General features: G+C 28.9%; 18 protein-coding genes and 1 pseudogene. 7 read left to right on the top strand and 12 right to left on the bottom strand.

The features are described from left to right. The first annotated feature begins 16 nt into the window (after positions 1–16). The 6 genes from JJC02_04540 (at position 17) to JJC02_04515 (ending at position 6377) form a co-directional block, all read left to right on the top strand. Complete coding sequence (locus JJC02_04540; GenBank protein ID UDN55453.1) at positions 17–919, top strand: ABC transporter permease; 903 nt, start codon at positions 17–19, stop codon at positions 917–919. Continuing rightward, entirely contained in the window at positions 906–1661 is a 756-nt protein-coding gene (locus JJC02_04535) for an ATP-binding cassette domain-containing protein (protein ID UDN55452.1), read from the top strand. The genes JJC02_04540 and JJC02_04535 overlap by 14 nt, the downstream gene beginning before the upstream one ends. Positions 1662–1756: 95 nt before the next feature. Beyond that, positions 1757–2794 carry an ABC transporter substrate-binding protein gene (locus tag JJC02_04530; protein ID UDN55451.1) on the top strand — a complete coding sequence of 346 codons (1038 nt, stop codon included), beginning with the start codon at positions 1757–1759 and terminating at the stop codon, positions 2792–2794. Positions 2795–3577: 783 nt separating this feature from the next. Continuing rightward, positions 3578–4480, top strand: a complete 903-nt coding sequence (locus JJC02_04525; GenBank protein ID UDN55450.1) for an ABC transporter permease — start codon at positions 3578–3580, stop codon at positions 4478–4480. Next, positions 4467–5222, top strand: coding sequence for an ATP-binding cassette domain-containing protein (locus tag JJC02_04520; GenBank protein UDN55449.1), 756 nt, complete (start codon positions 4467–4469; stop codon positions 5220–5222). Before JJC02_04525 ends, JJC02_04520 begins: the two co-directional genes overlap by 14 nt. 132 nt (positions 5223–5354) lie before the next feature. Continuing rightward, complete coding sequence (locus JJC02_04515) at positions 5355–6377, top strand: ABC transporter substrate-binding protein (protein ID UDN55448.1); 1023 nt, start codon at positions 5355–5357, stop codon at positions 6375–6377. A 416-nt stretch (positions 6378–6793) separates the two neighbouring features. On the opposite strand, the gene JJC02_04510 is transcribed toward JJC02_04515, so the two are convergent. From JJC02_04510 to modA, 4 genes are all read right to left on the bottom strand, one after another. Then, on the bottom strand, positions 6794–7351 hold the full coding sequence (locus JJC02_04510; protein UDN55447.1) for a sugar O-acetyltransferase: 558 nt from the start codon (positions 7349–7351) through the stop codon (positions 6794–6796). Positions 7352–7356: 5 nt separating this feature from the next. Beyond that, on the bottom strand, positions 7357–8433 hold the full coding sequence (locus tag JJC02_04505) for a sulfate/molybdate ABC transporter ATP-binding protein (GenBank protein UDN55446.1): 1077 nt from the start codon (positions 8431–8433) through the stop codon (positions 7357–7359). Beyond that, a complete protein-coding gene (gene modB, locus JJC02_04500) occupies positions 8434–9117 on the bottom strand; it encodes a molybdate ABC transporter permease subunit (GenBank protein ID UDN55445.1) in 684 nt (227 codons plus the stop codon). It lies immediately after the preceding gene. Positions 9118–9252: 135 nt separating this feature from the next. After that, positions 9253–10065, bottom strand: a complete 813-nt coding sequence (gene modA / locus JJC02_04495) for a molybdate ABC transporter substrate-binding protein (protein ID UDN55444.1) — start codon at positions 10063–10065, stop codon at positions 9253–9255. Between the two features lie 192 nt (positions 10066–10257). Here modA and JJC02_04490 point away from each other — a divergent pair, with 192 nt between their 5' ends. After that, positions 10258–11187, top strand: a complete 930-nt coding sequence (locus tag JJC02_04490; protein UDN55443.1) for a helix-turn-helix transcriptional regulator — start codon at positions 10258–10260, stop codon at positions 11185–11187. Positions 11188–11346: 159 nt separating this feature from the next. Here the strand turns inward: JJC02_04490 and JJC02_04485 are convergent, their stop codons facing one another. The 8 genes and pseudogenes from JJC02_04485 to JJC02_04450 all read right to left on the bottom strand — a co-directional run bounded on the left by JJC02_04485 (position 11347) and on the right by JJC02_04450 (position 17876). Then, positions 11347–11790 (bottom strand): hypothetical protein, encoded by a 444-nt coding sequence (locus JJC02_04485; protein ID UDN55442.1) that lies wholly within the window; start codon positions 11788–11790, stop codon positions 11347–11349. Between the two features lie 202 nt (positions 11791–11992). After that, positions 11993–12339 (bottom strand): annotated as a pseudogene (locus JJC02_04480) (alpha/beta hydrolase). Positions 12340–12352: 13 nt separating this feature from the next. Next, positions 12353–13213 carry a protein-ADP-ribose hydrolase gene (locus JJC02_04475; GenBank protein UDN55441.1) on the bottom strand — a complete coding sequence of 287 codons (861 nt, stop codon included), beginning with the start codon at positions 13211–13213 and terminating at the stop codon, positions 12353–12355. A gap of 499 nt (positions 13214–13712) precedes the next feature. Beyond that, on the bottom strand, positions 13713–15041 hold the full coding sequence (locus JJC02_04470; protein UDN55440.1) for a 6-phospho-alpha-glucosidase: 1329 nt from the start codon (positions 15039–15041) through the stop codon (positions 13713–13715). A gap of 147 nt (positions 15042–15188) precedes the next feature. Continuing rightward, positions 15189–15518, bottom strand: a complete 330-nt coding sequence (locus JJC02_04465) for a PTS lactose/cellobiose transporter subunit IIA (protein UDN55439.1) — start codon at positions 15516–15518, stop codon at positions 15189–15191. A 23-nt stretch (positions 15519–15541) separates the two neighbouring features. Beyond that, positions 15542–16831, bottom strand: coding sequence for a PTS sugar transporter subunit IIC (locus tag JJC02_04460; protein UDN55438.1), 1290 nt, complete (start codon positions 16829–16831; stop codon positions 15542–15544). 15 nt (positions 16832–16846) lie between these two features. Further along, a complete protein-coding gene (locus tag JJC02_04455; protein UDN55437.1) occupies positions 16847–17173 on the bottom strand; it encodes a PTS sugar transporter subunit IIB in 327 nt (108 codons plus the stop codon). A gap of 73 nt (positions 17174–17246) precedes the next feature. Further along, on the bottom strand, positions 17247–17876 hold the full coding sequence (locus tag JJC02_04450; GenBank protein ID UDN55436.1) for a hypothetical protein: 630 nt from the start codon (positions 17874–17876) through the stop codon (positions 17247–17249). Positions 17877–17937: the final 61 nt, after the last annotated feature.

The following is a 17937-nucleotide window of genomic DNA, read 5'->3' as shown; positions in this document are numbered from 1 at the left end:
AAGGGGTGTTTTATTTATGACAGGTATTGTATCTGTAATGACGCAAAGTTTAATTTTATCGATTATGGCACTGGGGGTTTATATAACTTACAAAATCTTAGATTTTCCAGATATGTCTGCTGATGGTAGTTACACAATGGGTGCTTCTATCGTAGCATTTTCTCTTACTAATGGTATTTCTCCTGTAGTAGCAACTTTAATGGCTATATTATGTGGTTGCACTGCTGGTCTTGTTACTGGAATTCTTCACATTAAGTTTAAGATATCCAACCTACTTTCTGGTATCTTAGTCATGGGAATGTTGTACTCTATCAACTTAAGAATAATGGGAAAATCAAATATTCCTCTATTTAGTTTTAAGCACTTATTTAATGGAGAAATATCTCCTATAGTTTTAGCCTTAGCCTTTGTGTTTATCTGTAAGGTCCTTTTAGACTTATTCTTAAAAACAGGTCTTGGATACACTCTAAAAGGTGTCGGTGATAACTCTCAAATGATTAAATCTTTGGGTATAAATATCGGTTCTATAAAAATACTAGGACTTATGATTTCAAATGGGCTTATTGCTTTATCTGGTGGTCTTATGGCTCAGTTTTTGGGATTCTCAGATGTAAATATGGGTATAGGAACTTTGGTTCTTGGAATTGCCTCTATTATAATTGGTATTACACTATTTAAGAAATTTACTTTTATTAAAGATACCACTGCAATAATTGTTGGCTCTTTTATATACCAATTCACTATATACTTTGCAATGAGTTTAGGAATGTTATCAACTGACTTAAAATTAATAACTGCTATAGTTATAATAGCTTTCTTAGCTACTGGCAACTTAAATATTTCACTAAAAAAAAACAAATACAAAGCTAGTACCAAAAATAAATCAGAAAAAAGAGGTGTTATAGATGTTACAAATTAAAAATCTTTCAAAGAGCTTCCCTAATCCATATGGTGAACCTAATACTATATTTGAAAATTTATCAATTGATATAGAAGATGGTGAATTTGTAAGTATTATAGGTAGTAATGGAACTGGTAAATCTACTTTATTAAATATAATATCAGGTCTTATAAAAGAATCTTCTGGACAAATTACGTTAGACAATACTACTATAACAAACCTAGCTGAATACAAAAGAACTCAAATAGTAAGTAGAGTTTTTCAAGACCCTAGTCTAGGAACTTGTCCCTCTATGACGGTTAGAGAAAATTTATCTCTGGCACTTAATAAAGGCAAACTATTAAACTTAAAGAGATGTCTTCGTCATAAAACGAACGACTTGGAATACTTGCTTGAAGGAATTTCTTTAGATTTAAAAAAATACTTAGATATTAAAGTACAATATCTTTCAGGAGGTCAAAGACAATCACTTTCACTGATTATGTCTAGTTTAGCAAGCCCTAAAGTTCTATTGCTAGATGAGCATACAGCAGCACTTGACCCAAAAACATCAAATGAAGTAATTGAGTTAACAGATAAAATTGTAAGAGAAAAAAGTATAACTACACTTATGGTAACTCACAACTTAAAACATGCTCTTCAATATGGAGATAGGCTAATAATGCTTCATAAAGGCGAAGTTGTCTTAGATGTAAAAGATAAGGAAAAAGAGGAATTAACAGTTGAAGAAATCTTAGAAAAATTTGAATATGCAGTTTAAGAAACCAAAATACAGTCTTAGGTACGCATACTTATAACCTATTATATGAATATATGAACAAATATAATTTTTAAATTTTAAGGGAGGAAAATAAAATGATAAAAAGTAAAAAAATGTTAAGTTTAATCACCGCAGGGATACTTGGATTATCAATGCTTACTGGATGTTCTCAATCTGGAGGTCCTGATGGTTCAAAAGACAAAGAAAAAACAGATGATGGTAAAGTAAAAACTATAGGTATCACTCAGTTAGTAGAACATCCATCTTTAGATAAGGCAAAGAAGGGATTCATAAAAGCACTCGAAGATAAAGGCTATAAAGACGGAGATAATATAAAAATAGACTTTCAAAACGCTCAAAATGATATGCCTACTACACAAAGTATTGCAAGTAAATTCGTATCAGATAAAAAAGATTTGATATATGCTGTATCTACTCCATCTGCTCAAGCAGCTTATAATGCTACTAAAGATATACCTATAATCATGACTGCTGTTACAGACCCTGTAGAAGCTGGACTTGTTAAATCAATTGAAAAACCAGGCGGAAATGTTTCCGGTACATCAGATTATCTTTCAATTGATAAAACATTGGAATTAGTTAAGACACTAACTCCAAAAGCAAAAAAGATAGGTGTTATATACAATACTAGTGAAGTTAATTCAAAAACTCAAGTTGACTCTCTACACGATTATGCTAAGAAAAATAATTATGAGGTTGTTGAAAAAGGAGTCAGCTCTTCAAGTGAAGTTAATCAAGCTATTTCTAGCTTAGTTGGCAAGATAGATGTTTTATATGTCCCTACTGACAATTTAATAGTTTCTTCTATGCCTATAGTTTCTAAAGTTGCCAATGAGAACAAAATTCCTATAATAGCTTCTGAAGAAGGCTCTGTAACTTCTGGTGCTTTAGCTTGTTGTGGTATAGACTATGTAAAGCTAGGTTACAAAGCTGGAGAACTTGCTATTGAAGTGTTGGAAGGAAAATCTGTTGGCGATATACCAATTACTATGTTAGATGAAACTGAAATAATAATTAATGAAGATACACTAAAAGCACTTGACATGCAAAAGTTATCAGCAGATAATATAAAGTATATAAAGTCAGATGAAAATGCAAAATCTACAGAATAACACTTATTGATTTCAAAAAAGTAGGTAATATGAAAACTTTATATAATAAGTACTCTTATCCACCCTAACCCTTTGAAAATTGTGCTTATTGTAGCAATTTAAATATTGCATATAAAGTTATTCATTTTCCATAAAAGTCGTCTTTATTGACGACTGATTATGAAAGTTATATAACTTTCTAATCACTACTTGAGCTGTCCAAAAGAATTTTAACATTCTTTAGACAGCTTTTTTTATGAAATTGGATTGATATATATTCCATATTCAGTAAATATTTCGATAAAATTTTCATACTTATACACAAGCTAGAATAACGTTTTTTTCAACTGATACATTAATTTAAAAGTATTCTAGGTATACATTATTTAGTATTTTAATTAAATTTAGCAGTTGACTTTTATTATGGTATAATTTATAATTTATAACAAGTCAAGAATACATATAATTTTCTGACTAATTAAAATATTAAAAGGAGAGATAATTATGAATACTTTATTAAACAATAAAAAATATTATTATTATTATAGCCACTATTTTTAGGGTTTGTACCTACGTTTTAACATAGATACAGACCCCTTAAGACTATTAAAATTTTGGGATTGTATCTATGTTGGCTATATTGTTTATAAAGTTTTCATTTAACTATATAAGAGCCACATAGATTAAACTATGTGGCTTATTCGTGTTTTTACCACATAGTTTTGTATACTATGTGGTTTTTTTATACACAAAATTAACAATTAATTAAAATTATAAAAATATTTTCAAAGGAGTGTTTTATTTATGTCAGGTATTATATCTGTAATGACGCAAAGTTTAATTTTATCGATTATGGCACTGGGGGTTTATATAACTTACAAAATCTTAGATTTTCCAGATATGTCTGCTGATGGTAGTTACACAATGGGTGCTTCTATCGTAGCATTTTCTCTTACTAATGGTATTTCTCCTGTAGTAGCAACTTTAATGGCTATATTATGTGGTTGCACTGCTGGTCTTGTTACTGGAATTCTTCACATTAAGTTTAAGATATCCAACCTACTTTCTGGTATCTTAGTCATGGGAATGTTGTACTCTATCAATTTAAGAATAATGGGAAAATCAAATATTCCTCTATTTAGTTTTAAACACTTATTTAATGGAGAAATATCTCCTATAGTTTTAGCCTTAGCCTTTGTATTTATCTGTAAAGTCCTTTTAGACTTATTCTTAAAAACAGGTCTTGGATACACTCTAAAAGGTGTCGGTGATAACTCTCAAATGATTAAATCTTTGGGTATAAATATCGGTTCTATAAAAATACTAGGACTTATGATTTCAAATGGGCTTATTGCTTTATCTGGTGGTCTTATGGCTCAGTTTTTGGGATTCTCAGATGTAAATATGGGTATAGGAACTTTAGTTCTTGGAATTGCCTCTATCATAATTGGTATTACACTATTTAAAAAATTTACTTTTATCAAAGATACTACTGCAATAATTGTTGGCTCTTTTATATACCAATTCACTATATACTTTGCAATGAGTTTAGGAATGTTATCAACTGACTTAAAATTAATAACTGCTATAGTTATAATAGCTTTCTTAGCTACTGGCAACTTAAATATTTCACTAAAAAAAAACAAATACAAAGCTAGTACCAAAAATAAATCAGAAAAAAGAGGTGTTATAGATGTTACAAATTAAAAATCTTTCAAAGAGCTTCCCTAATCCATATGGTGAACCTAATACTATATTTGAAAATTTATCAATTGATATAGAAGATGGTGAATTTGTAAGTATTATAGGTAGTAATGGAACTGGTAAATCTACTTTATTAAATATAATATCAGGTCTTATAAAAGAATCTTCTGGTCAAGTATTATTAAATAAACATAATTTATCTAACTTAGCTGAACATAGAAGAACTCAAATAGTAAGTAGAGTTTTTCAAGACCCTAGTCTAGGAACTTGTCCTTCTATGACAGTTAGAGAAAATTTATCTTTAGCTCTTAATAAAGGTAAATTATTAAACCTAAGAAAATGTCTTCGTTACAAAAGAGATTTCTTAGAAAATTTATTAGAGGGTGTATCTCTTGATTTAAAAAAATATCTTGATGTTCAAGTACAGTTTTTATCAGGAGGTCAAAGACAATCACTATCACTAATTATGTCTAGTTTAACAAATCCTTCTGTTTTATTACTTGATGAACATACAGCAGCACTTGACCCTAAAACATCAAATGAAGTTATTGAGTTAACTAATAAGATTGTAAGGGAAAAAAATATAACTACACTTATGGTAACTCACAACTTAAAACATGCTCTTCAATACGGAGATAGGCTAATAATGCTTCATAAAGGTGAAGTTGTCTTAGATGTAAAAGGTAAAGAAAAAGAGCAATTAACAGTTGAAGAAATCTTAGAAAAATTTGAATATGCAGTTTAAAATATATCTATTACATTAATTTAAGTTTATTTCTAAAATAAACTCAAAATTATAATAATTATACTAACTTTGTAACAATTCATATGAATATATGAACATATATAACAAAAAAAATTTAAGGGGGATATAAAAATGATTAATAAAAAAAGATTAGCAAGTTTAGTTTTAGCTGGTGCTCTTAGTGTATCCATGCTTACAGGATGTTCACAAGGAGGAGACTCTAGTAATTCAAAACAAGAAAATACTTCTAAAAATAAAGAAGTTAAAAAGATTGGGATAACTCAATTGGTTGAACATCCAGCACTAGATGCTACTAAGACAGGATTTGTAAAAGCATTAGAAAAGAATGGATTTAAAGATGGAGAAAATATTGATATAGACTTCCAAAATGCTCAAAATGATATGCCTACTACACAAAGTATTGCAAGTAAATTTGCATCTGACAAAAAAGATTTAATATTTGCTATATCTACTCCATCAGCTCAGGCAGCTTTCAATGCTACTAAAGATATACCTATACTTATGACTGCTGTCAGTGACCCTGTTGCCGCTGGATTAGTTAAAACTCTTGAAAAACCAGGTGGAAATGTATCCGGAACATCAGACTTTGTTTCTGTAGACAAAGGTCTAGAACTTCTTAAAATATTTGCTCCTAAAGCAAAGACCATAGGAGTTATGTACAATACTAGTGAAGTTAATTCAAAGGTTCAAGTTGATGCTTTAAAAGAATATGCATCTAAAAATGGTTTCAAGGTTGTTGAAAAAGGTATAACTACTTCAAATGAAGTTAACCAAGGGATTTCTAGTTTAGTTGGCAAAATAGACGTCTTATATGTTCCTACAGACAACTTAGTAGCTTCTTCTATGCCTATAGTTTCTAAAATAGCTACTGAGAATAAAATTCCTGTTATAGCTGCTGAATCTGGTCCAGTTGAAAAAGGTGCTCTTGCTTGTCAAGGTATCAACTATGAAAAACTAGGTTACAAAACAGGTGAAATGGCTGTTAAAATTTTAAATGGTGAATCAGTATCTGATATGCCTGTAGCCACATCAGACGACACAGATATCATTGTTAATGAAGATATATTAAAAGCTTTAGGTATGGAAAAACCTTCTAACGAGAATATTTCTTACGTAAAGACTAAACAAGAATAGCTATAATAGTAAAAGAAGAAATGGTAAAAGGAAGAGCATTAGCTTGTCAAGGTATAGATTTGAAAGATTGGGTTATAAAACTGGTGAAATGGCTGTTATAGTACTAAAAGGAGAATCTAAAGTTTTATATATGCCTAAGTTTAGATGGCAATAATATAGTTTATGTTAAAACTGAAAATAAATAATTTAACTACTCTAGTTTAAACGATATAAAATTAAATATATTTTCTCTATACGATTAATATTCCTGTTTCTATAAATTTTTATTTAAAGAATACACATAAATATTTCCAGACTCTTTTTATAGAAACAGGCGTATATTTTTTCTTTAATATCTTATTTATTCAAAGATTATATGTAAATACTCTTAATTTATTTTTATAAACTTTATTTGTATATATTTTACATAATCAAATTTATTCTTCTATTTTCTTTATTACTCTGCATGGATTTCCAACAGCTACAGTATTTAATGGTATATCTTTTGTCACTACACTTCCTGCACCTATTACTACATTATCACCTATAGTAACTCCTGGTGTTATGATTACTCCCCCACCTATCCACACATTATCTCCTATTTTTACAGGAGAACCATACTCTATACCTGAAATTCTAAGTTGTGCATCAATTGGATGATAGGCTGTATAGATTTGAACGTTTGGAGCTAGCATTACATTATCACCTATTTCAATTTTACATACATCTAAAAAAATACAATCATAATTTGCAAAGAAATTTTCACCTACATATATATTATATCCATAGTCGCATTTAATGCTTTGTTCCACATTTATTTTATTACCGACTGAACCAAATAGTTGTCTTAAAATAGCTTCTCTTTTTTCATATTCATCCTCTAAAGTATTATTAAATAATCTAGTTAATTTTTTACAATATTCTCTTTCTTTTACTAGCAATTCATCATTTGCATAGTAACCTTTCCCTGACAACATTTTTTCTTTTTCAGTCATATAAATTACTCCTTTTCGTTATAATTGTACTTAAATAAAAATAAATATTCCTGTGGAAAATCTAAGTAAATACTGTCTCCATTCTTAAATCTCATCTTATTTTTTTCTACTTCTATTTGAATAGGCATATACTCACTAGATAAATCATGCTTTCTAACATATATAGTATATGTAAATGGATTTTCTATAATGTTAATCAATTCAAAGCACAACTTTCCATTTAAATATTCATTAGAATCCAAGACCTTAATATGATGCTCTCTAATTCCCACATATTCTACATTATCACCTATTTCTCTATTTAATGTCAACTCACATCCCCAATCTGTAGCATAAATAGTATTTTCATCTATCCTGTTGAATTGAGATATATTTTTACATCCTGTTATCTTAGCTTCTATAAGGTACTTTGGAGATTCAAATAGCTCTTTTTTAGGTCTCTTTGGAAGACCTTCTCCCTTGTTATATACCATAATATCATCACAAACTCGATAAGCTTCCTCAATATCATGAGTAACAAATAATATATCTCCCTTGTAGTCTTTTAACATGTTCATAAGTTCTTTTTCCATATTACTTCTTAAATGATGGTCCAGTGCTGAAAAAGGCTCGTCTAAAAGTAATATATCTGGAGATGTTGCCAATGCCCTAGCCAGTGCTACTCTTTGTTGTTGACCGCCAGATAATTGCCAAGGATATCTACCCTCAAACCCATTTAATTTAAGTATATCTAAATACCTTGCTACTATTTCTTTTTTTTCACTCTTGTTCAGTTTTAAAAGCCCAAGCTCAATATTTTGACTTACAGTCATATGTGGAAACAAGGCGTAGTTTTGAAATAAAAAACCTACGTTTCTATCTTGTGTTGATAAATTTATCTTTTTTTCAGAGTCAAATAATACTCTATCATTTAATACAATCTTACCTCTTGTTGGTTTCTCAAGCCCTGCTATACATTTTAGTGTCATACTTTTTCCAGAACCAGATTCTCCTAAAAATCCCAGAATTCCTTTTTCTTGTTTAATTTCTACCTTTAATTTAAAAGAGGATAAATCTTTTTCAATATCTACATATAAACTCAACTATCTACACCTCTTTCCTATAATTTTCTGCTGAAATTCCGACCAATAATTTAATAATAAAATCATTGCTATAGATATTGTTACAATAATCATAACCCACATCATAGCTTTATTCATGTCCCCGCCTTCAACCGCAAAAAATATAGCTATTGGCATAGTTTGAGTTTTTCCAGGTATATTTCCAGCTATCATAAGTGTAGCACCAAATTCACCAAGAGCTCTGGCAAACGACAGCACCAATCCACCAATTATTCCAGGCCAAGCTAATGGAACTGCAATCTTAAAAAATACTTTCCATTCATTAAGACCTAGTGTCCTAGCAGCTGACAGCATATTATTGTCAATCTGTTCAAAAGCTGACCTTGAAGTTCTATACATCATAGGAAAAGATACCACTACTGCTGAAATTACAGTTGCTGTCCAACTAAATATTAAAGTCTTGTCAAAACTTAACAAAAACTTACCTACAAACCCATTTTTCCCACATACCAATAATAAAAAAAATCCTACAACTGTTGGTGGCAAAATTAATGGAAGTGTAAATAGCCCATCTATAAGCCCCTTCCACTTACCTCTATAATTAGCCATAATATATGACAAAAATATTCCTATTATAAAAGTTATTGCTGTTGATAAAAGAGATGTCTTAAGCGATATCCATAAGGGTGACCAATCTGTTTCCATCTTTACCTCCTCAATTTTAAATGGAAATAGTGAAATTAATAACTCTATTAATTTCACTATTTCCATTTTATTATAATATACAATTATTTTCAATTTTCATTTATCTATAAACAATTTATATTTAGTTATACATAATTATTCTACTTTTTTATATCCAAATTCTTCAAAAATCTTTTGACCTGCCTCACTCAATAAAAATTCTTCAAATTTTTTAGCAGAATCTACATTTTTACTGGCTTTAATCACTGAAACTGGATATGTAATAGTTGAATGAGTTTTTTCGTCTATTTTTTCAACTACTTTTATCTTATCATTATTAACAGCATCACTAAAGTAAACGAATCCAACATCAGCATTTCCTGATTGTACCCATGCTAAAACTTCTTTTACATCCTTTGCAAATACTAGCTTATCTTTTAAATTATCTTTTAAATTTAAATTAGTTAACACCTCATCTGCATATTTCCCTGCTGGTACACTTTCAGCTTCTCCAACAGCAATTTTTTTCACTTTATCTGTAGTCAAATCTTTCATGCTAGATACATCACTGTCAGTAAAAGAAATAAGAACTAAATCATTTTTTACTAAATCTTTCATAGTATCAGAAATTAATAACTTCTCTTCATCCAAAGCCTTCATTTGTTTTTGACCTGCTGAAATAAATAAATCACAAGGTGCTCCTTGTTCTATTTGCTGTTGCAATGACCCTGATGCTCCATAATTAACTGTCAATTTTATATTTGAATCAACTTTTTTGTACTCTTCTTCAATCTTTGCCATTGCTTCTTTTAAACTTGCAGCAGCCGATATATTTAACTCTACTGAATCACTACTTTTATTTGTTTTTTCTTGTTTTCCATCATCTTTTTTACCTTCACTACTATTGCATCCAACAGTCCCCAAAGTTAAACATGCAACTAGCCCTAATATTCCCAATATTTTTTTCATATCAATCTCCCTTTTTGTAAATTTTATACATATTTTAACACGTTTTATCATGTTTTATCACGTTTTGTTATGTATAATTTAATTATATATACCTGATAATAAATTTTCAAGTAATTTATTTGTACTGCTTTTAAATATTTTTCTACACTTTCCTTTTTTTAATGTTAAAATAACCTTATATGGAGGTGGATTATGGACTCATTATCATCTTTGACACCTGTTGAGGTAGCTGAATTATTAAAGATAACAAAAAACACTGTATATGAATTAATCAAAAGAGGTGAACTTCCTTCTTATAAAGTAGGAAAAAAAATAAGAGTTGATATTAAAGACGTTGAAGAATATATCAACAGCCAAAAAACTGGTAAAGTAAAAGATACACATTTCAGCAATAAAAATATAGATATAAATAATAATTTCAAAATTATTATCTCTGGTCAAGATGTAGTATTAGACATTTTAGCTAGGTCTATTGAAAAAAAATTAGATGGAATAAATACATTTCGCTCTTATATAGGCAGTTATAATGCTTTGTATGAGTTATATAATGGAAGAGTTTCTATAGCATCATCCCATCTATGGGATTTTGAAACAGACGAGTATAATAGCACTTTTGTTAAAAAACTATTGCCAGGAATACCATGTGTACTTATAAATCTAGCTTATAGAATGCAAGGTTTCTATGTTGCTAAAGGAAATCCTAAAGAAATAAATACTTGGGAGGATTTAACTAGACCAAACATAACCCTTGTAAATAGAGAAAAAGGTTCTGGAACTAGAGTTCTACTAGATGGTAAACTTAGGCTTATAAACTTTAATGGTAACTATATAAAAGGTTATGATAATGAAGAGTTATCGCATCTTGGAGTTGCAAGTACTGTTTCTCGTGGAATAGCTGATGTTGGCTTAGGAAATGAAAAAGCTGCTTTACAAGTAAATAACATTGACTTTATTCCTCTTCACAAGGAACGTTATGATTTAGTTATTAAAAAAGAAGACTTACAAAATCCAGTTTACCAAACTATAGTTAACATAATAAATTCAGCTGAGTTTAAAGCTGAACTTCAAGGTCTTGGTGGATATGATTTAACCGATACTGGGAAAACTATAGCAAAAGTTTAAGATTAAAATCGCAATCTATTTTATAAGATTTATAATTTTTCACAAAATTTATAGCTTAAGCACAAAATAAATTGCGATTTTTAGTCTCAAAAAATTTATATCATTAAATTTACACTCTAATACAAAATTCAATATAGTTAAATATGTAAATATATTACATTAGTATATATTTACATAATAGTATTTTTCCTTAATATAGATTAACATATGACATACTTTAATCACCAACACTCTTCCTTGCTTATATATATGTGGCAATACGTATGAATTTAATAGGTTATATACAACATTGCTTTCTTCTTGTATTTTTTCAACTAATAAGTTATTTATAAAATTATTCTTCTCATTTTCAATAATCTCACTCCAATTTATCTTAACTTTTAATACATATCTTCCCACTAGGTATATACACTCCAAAATAAATAATAAAAATACAATAGAATCAGTACCTCCTACCTTATATAAACTCCCTGATACTAATGGTTTAGCAAAGAAATTATAAAAATTTAAAGTATCTCCTGTATAATCAAAAAGTATTAATAATAACCCTAAAACTCTTAATACCTTCATATTCAACTTGTCTTTATTATTTTTGTTTTTCATATATACTACCTCTCTTTTCTTTAGATTTTATTGTAATCTAATACTAACTCTTTTATTTGAGGTACAAGTGAATTTAATTGGTAGTTATTTTCATTTTTGCTAGAAATTAATTCACATTAATAAATGTTATTTATTTTTCGACATAAAAATAGCTTATTTATTTTTTAATACATGCCAAAATAAATAAGCTATTAATATTCAACTAATTTTTATCATTAATAATATTACTATCTATAAATTTAAAAATTTTATTAAAATATACTGTACTATCATGCTCATATCTATCAGCATGACCAATACCTTTTATAAGCCACAACTCTTTTTTATCGTGTTTAACTAAATCATACCTTTCATAAAGACTAAATGTACAATTTACCTCCTCCACTGTTACCTGTATTTCTTTAATTATAAATTAGTACATTATAACCTTTATCTAAGTATCCATATACTACCTTTAGCATTTCATAGTGACAACTTCCTATCCCATGAACCAGTAGTATCGTTTATCTTTATATTTGAAGTTATAAAAAGACTTTCTAGTCTATAATTCTATTAGATAATACTATTTAAATATTCTTCTATATTTCTCTTCTTCCTCTTCAGTAAACACATTAAACACAACTTTCAAATTTTTCTCAGGATTTTCTTTTAGCCATAATCTAACCCTACTTACAGCAAGATTAGCTGCTTCTTTTTTTGGATAACCAAATACTCCTGTAGAAATTCCACAAAAAACAATATTTTTTATTTCATCAATTTCTTTTATGGTATTTAAACATGATTTGTAACAATGAAGTAGTTGTTTTTCTTGTTCTTTACTTGGTTGACCACCAGATACAATAGGTCCAACAGTATGTACTACAAACTTTGCAGGTAGACAATAACCTCTAGTTATCTTAGCATCTCCAGTATATTCTAAATGTCCTTGTTTTTTTATTATCTTGTCACAATCATCTCTAAGTCTAGGACCTGCGCATGAATGTATCTCATTATCCACACATAAATGTAGTGGTTGTAGACACCCCAATAACTTATTATTTGCAGCATTTACTATTGCATCTGCTTTTAAATTTGTTATATTTCCTCTCCATATAGCAATACCATCTTCTACTTCTTCTATATCATTTACATCTACTAACTCTCTTTCTTCACATTCAATTAACAATAAATTATGTAACATATTAAGTATCTCTGGAGCAATTTCTTTTGGTGGATATACGTTCAAAAGTCCTCTAAGTATATCTCTAGGCTTAATTTCATCATTCGATAAATTGTATATTTTAGAAGGAACTTCTTTTGAAAAATATGCAATTAAAGTGTTTATATTTTTCTTTCTTTGTTCGTCAGTTAGAGGCTTGATACTTTTATCAAAACCCTCAAATAAATTTACATCATCAGCATAATCTCTCCACTTCATAGCCATCTCTCCATTCTCATATTTTATGATTAAAAATAATTATGTATTATGTACATGTTTATTTATTTCTATAAACACTTACATAAATCCTGTTAAAAGTTTAAATTTTTTATTATGCAACTTCACAAATTATTTCTAGTGATTTATTTGTTGATGTCTTTATATTAGATATTAAGTTTATAGATATAAATTATTATTCCACTAGCAAATATAATTTCAATTTAATATTTTACATAATTTTTACTATATTTTAAATAGATTAGATTGTATTTATCTAGTCAAACAGCTCTAACCGTCAACCTATATAATTAGAATGTATAAGGGAGGATAATCATAGAATAAAGTTAAATACTATAAATAGCAAATTCTTTGCAAGCTTTGAAGAAGTAAGAGTGTCAATAAACAAGCTTATAAAATCATAAATAAAGTTCCTACAAATATATTCAAGTACATTAACTAGACTATATACTAAACTGTAGGAACCTTTTTAAAAGATAGATTATTCTTAATTAAGTTCTGGCCAATAATTTTTATTTGCTTCAATTAAATCATCTAATAATTCTTTTGCAACCGTTGCACTTGGAACTGTCTTAGATAGCATAAGTGCTTGCCATAATTTATGGTATGACTTCTCAATCCAAGCATCAACTACTAATTTTTCAACTGCTAATTGTTGTTCTATTAAACCTTTTTGGAATGTTGGTATTTTACCTATTGATAATGGTTCATACCCATCTTTTCCAACTATACATGGAATCTCAACCATAGCATCATCTTGTATATTTTCTATAGCTCCATTATTTTGAACTATTAATAACATACGTTCTTGAGTATTAAAAGCTAGAGCTGTCGCTAAATCAACTATAAACTCTGCATGTATTCCTATCTTAAGCCCACTGCCATTAGAATGACCTTGCTTTTCTATTAATGCACATGAGCCAAAAACTTCTTTTTCTCTTCCATCAATCACTTCATTAGCACGAGTGTAATTTACATCAGAATGATTTACAACATAATCTGGAAATAGATAGTACTTTAAGTAACTACTTGGTATTGTAGTTAAATCTGTCTTTACTATTTCTCTAGTAAATAAATTAGTTTCAAACCAACTATCCTTCTTGTCATTTTTCATTCCTTCTTCACCATTTATAAATCCATACTCTTTTATATGTTCTACTAATTTTGGTAAAAGTTCATTTCCTTTTTTGTCTCTAATTGAAGTGTACCAACCAAAGTGATTTAATCCAAAGTATCTTATATCCATATGTTTACGAGATTTAAGTCCTGCAATCCTTGCTATATTATGTTCCATACCTATTGGCATATCACAAATATTTATTACTCTAGAATTAGGTCTTAATCTTCTAACAGCTTCTGCTATTATAGATGCTGGATTAGAGTAATTTAACATCCAGCAATTTGGAGAATACTTTTCCATATAGTCTATATTTTCAAGCACACCTTCTATAGACCTCATTCCATAAGCTATTCCACCTGGTCCACAAGTTTCTTGACCAACTACCCCATGTTTTAGAGGTATTTTTTCATCTAGTTCTCTCATTTCAAGCTTTCCAACTCTTATATGAGCCAAACAAAAATCTACATCTGTATAAGCTTCTTTAGGGTCTGTTGTTGCTAAATACTCTATATTAGGGTCCTTTTCTTTTATTAGTATTTCACAAGCTTTAGCTACTTTATTTTGTCTTTCTTCATCATTATCATACAATTTAATCGCTCTTAACGGTAACCTCTCTAGGTTATCTAACAACATTAATATGATTTCTGGAGTATATGTGCTTCCCCCTCCAGCTATTACTACTGAAAACTTCTCCATAACAATATCTCCTTTTCTATCTAAAAATTTACTATATTTATAAATAACTTTATAAATACTAGTACTTTAAAGTAAAAGGGAGTTCATTTATTAAATCTATTAACTTAATAAACTATAGCCAAACTTCAAGCACTATTTAAAAGAAAATTAATTCTTATCAATTCTTGGGTCCATCATCTCAAATATATCTACAAGTTCAGATACTAAAGAGTGAGCAAATAATGCATTTGAATAATGGTCTTCAGAGTGTACAACTAAAAAATCAGTTCCACTATCCTCACTATTCATAGCATTTGATAGTAATTCTAAATGATGCTTTGATGCCGTTTGTATTTTCTCTGATGCTGAGTTTAAAAGGTGTTTTGCTTTATTATAGTCGCCTTTTTTTATTTCTTTAAGAGACATCATTACATCACTTTTAGCATCCCCCGCTTCTGATATTATACTAAATACTTTTTCTTCTATTTCAGGTATCATATCCTTCTCCTTCTAATGACTTATTAAAAATCAAAGCTATCATCATTTAATGTTGTAGTTAATTCTGCACTTTTATTTAATTCTTCTTTTTCCATTATCTTAAAGAATGGATAATATATCAAGGTCATAAGTATTATACTTGCAAATACTAATACTATTGCCTTCCAGTCTAATGTCATTAAAAATGCTGCAACCCCTGGAGGTAAAAAGCCTGGTGGTTCTGCAATAGGTAAGCCTACTAATCCTACCTTCAAGGCCATAAAGTTAAGTGCTCCAACCAATACAGGTCCAAATACAAATGGTACAAACATATATGGGTTCATAACTATTGGTGTTCCAAATATTACTGGCTCATTTATTCCAAATAATGATGGTAAAAGTACAACTTTTCCCATACTATTTAAACTCTTACACTTACTTCTCGACATAAGGTATACTAGCCCTAAAGTTATTCCTGAACCAGTTACTTGTAAGAAACCATAATAAAAACCTATTGTAAACACATATTTTGGGTCTCCTCCTGCTGCTATTAGTGTCGCATTTTCTGCCATATATGTAGCTGCTATTGGCATCCATATACTTGAAGTTATTGCTGCTCCATGAAGACCAAAAAACCATAATAATTGAGTTATAAATAGTATTATAGTTACTGCAAAAACATTATCTACACTGCTTATAGCTGGTGCTAAGAAATTCATTATAATAGCTGGTAATGGTTGACCTAATACATTTTTAGTTATTGCTGCTATTGCTGTAAATAACATTATACATACTATCATCGGTGTTAAATTTCTAAAACTTTTATTTACTACACTCGGTACTTCTTTTGGAAATCTAATTACAAGGTTTTTATCATTCATAAATTTAGTAATATCAACTACTAAAAGTGCTACCAATATACTTACAAATAAACCTTGAGCATCTAAATAACTTGTATCTAACGTACCATCTACTACTTGTCCACATACAACAAGTTGTGCTACAACTGCTGTCATACCTATTTCTACATGATTAAGATTATATTTTTTAGCTAATGCTTGAGCTATAAAAAACGCTGAATATATAGATAATAAACTCATAGTAAATTTATTAGGAATAAGTAATATATCCATATTTTCAGATAATAATGTCTTTGCACTTCCTTCAGGTAACATATTGTTTAATGCCATAAATAGCATACTTAAAGAACCAACAATTATTATTGGGGTAATGCTTATCATACCTTCTTTTATAGCTTGAAGATGCCTTTGTTTTTCAATCTTTTGTGCTATTGGAAGAAGAAATTTTCTCAAATTATTTTGAAGTGCTTCCATATTCATTCCCCCCAATTATCTATTTTTATATAATTCGATTGCCAACTTCATAACAGAAGGAGCATCCATACGACCATAATGTTTAGTATCTATTAAACCAACTGCTATTTTATGATTTTTACAAGCTTCAACTATATCATCTTCCTTGAACCTAATTTGTGGTGCTACAAGTACTACATCTGTATCATTAGCTTGAATGTACGATTTTAGATTCTCAAATGATGTTGCTTCTATATTTATAGTTTTAGTTTTTAGCTTTTCATGCTCACTACAAAAACTTTTCATCTTTTCCACAAGTACACCTGTTGAAGCTCCATTTGCACATACCAATAAAATATTCATAATAATTTTCCTCCTGCAATATTTAACCTCTTTTATTTTCTAATTTTTTATCGAGTAATTTTTACTTTAATTCTTAGTACTGCCAGTGATTAAATTTAAAAGCTGTATCTATAACTTTCTCTGGCTTATATTCTTCTAATATTTTTAAATATCTTTCTTTATAATCATTATCTACTTTTTTTTCTGGTATTACTATACTAGCTTCATTTAAGAAGTGGAATGAATCTCTTCCCATTTCTAATCCTCTATATGTGTGCTTATCAAGTGCTACGTCCATAATTTCTGGAACTTTACCCATTGCAAATCCTTTTATAATTATATTTTTTAATAAGTCACTTGATCTATCTTTTTCACATGCACAAAGATATCTTATCGCATGTATGAAAAATAGAGGTCTATCTCCATCTGCATATGAATATTCTTTTCTTACTTGATTTAAATTATTTATAATTATTATAGCTGATGGGTCTCCCATTCCTATATCTTCAACTGATATTGTAAGTATTCTTCTCCATAGCTTGTCTTCTAATTCTGGTGATGATATATATAGTTCATAAGCAAATTCACAAGCTTCTTCAACCATATTTCTTCTTATAGCTTTTTGAAATGACGATATTATTTCATCTGCACTAAATCCGTTTCTTGTAGTCATTCTTGCCCATGGGTCATTTGCCTTTTTATCTCTTAATATTTTCTCTTGCATATTATTTACTCCTTTTGATTTAAATTTTAATTACTTACATTACTTATTAATAATGTAAGCA

This window comes from Clostridioides sp. ES-S-0054-01 (assembly GCA_021561035.1).
GTDB lineage: Bacteria > Bacillota > Clostridia > Peptostreptococcales > Peptostreptococcaceae > Clostridioides.
This window is presented reverse-complemented; position numbering and strand designations above follow the sequence as displayed.

Coding starts and splice junctions, on each gene's coding strand:
- JJC02_04540 (UDN55453.1), top strand. CDS start 17: ATGACAGGTATTGTATCTGTAATGACGCAAAGTTTAATTTTATCGATT.
- JJC02_04535 (UDN55452.1), top strand. CDS start 906: ATGTTACAAATTAAAAATCTTTCAAAGAGCTTCCCTAATCCATATGGT.
- JJC02_04530 (UDN55451.1), top strand. CDS start 1,757: ATGATAAAAAGTAAAAAAATGTTAAGTTTAATCACCGCAGGGATACTT.
- JJC02_04525 (UDN55450.1), top strand. CDS start 3,578: ATGTCAGGTATTATATCTGTAATGACGCAAAGTTTAATTTTATCGATT.
- JJC02_04520 (UDN55449.1), top strand. CDS start 4,467: ATGTTACAAATTAAAAATCTTTCAAAGAGCTTCCCTAATCCATATGGT.
- JJC02_04515 (UDN55448.1), top strand. CDS start 5,355: ATGATTAATAAAAAAAGATTAGCAAGTTTAGTTTTAGCTGGTGCTCTT.
- JJC02_04510 (UDN55447.1), bottom strand. CDS start 7,351: ATGACTGAAAAAGAAAAAATGTTGTCAGGGAAAGGTTACTATGCAAAT.
- modB (UDN55445.1), bottom strand. CDS start 9,117: ATGGAAACAGATTGGTCACCCTTATGGATATCGCTTAAGACATCTCTT.
- modA (UDN55444.1), bottom strand. CDS start 10,065: ATGAAAAAAATATTGGGAATATTAGGGCTAGTTGCATGTTTAACTTTG.
- JJC02_04490 (UDN55443.1), top strand. CDS start 10,258: ATGGACTCATTATCATCTTTGACACCTGTTGAGGTAGCTGAATTATTA.
- JJC02_04485 (UDN55442.1), bottom strand. CDS start 11,790: ATGAAAAACAAAAATAATAAAGACAAGTTGAATATGAAGGTATTAAGA.
- JJC02_04475 (UDN55441.1), bottom strand. CDS start 13,213: ATGGCTATGAAGTGGAGAGATTATGCTGATGATGTAAATTTATTTGAG.
- JJC02_04470 (UDN55440.1), bottom strand. CDS start 15,041: ATGGAGAAGTTTTCAGTAGTAATAGCTGGAGGGGGAAGCACATATACT.
- JJC02_04465 (UDN55439.1), bottom strand. CDS start 15,518: ATGATACCTGAAATAGAAGAAAAAGTATTTAGTATAATATCAGAAGCG.
- JJC02_04460 (UDN55438.1), bottom strand. CDS start 16,831: ATGGAAGCACTTCAAAATAATTTGAGAAAATTTCTTCTTCCAATAGCA.
- JJC02_04455 (UDN55437.1), bottom strand. CDS start 17,173: ATGAATATTTTATTGGTATGTGCAAATGGAGCTTCAACAGGTGTACTT.
- JJC02_04450 (UDN55436.1), bottom strand. CDS start 17,876: ATGCAAGAGAAAATATTAAGAGATAAAAAGGCAAATGACCCATGGGCA.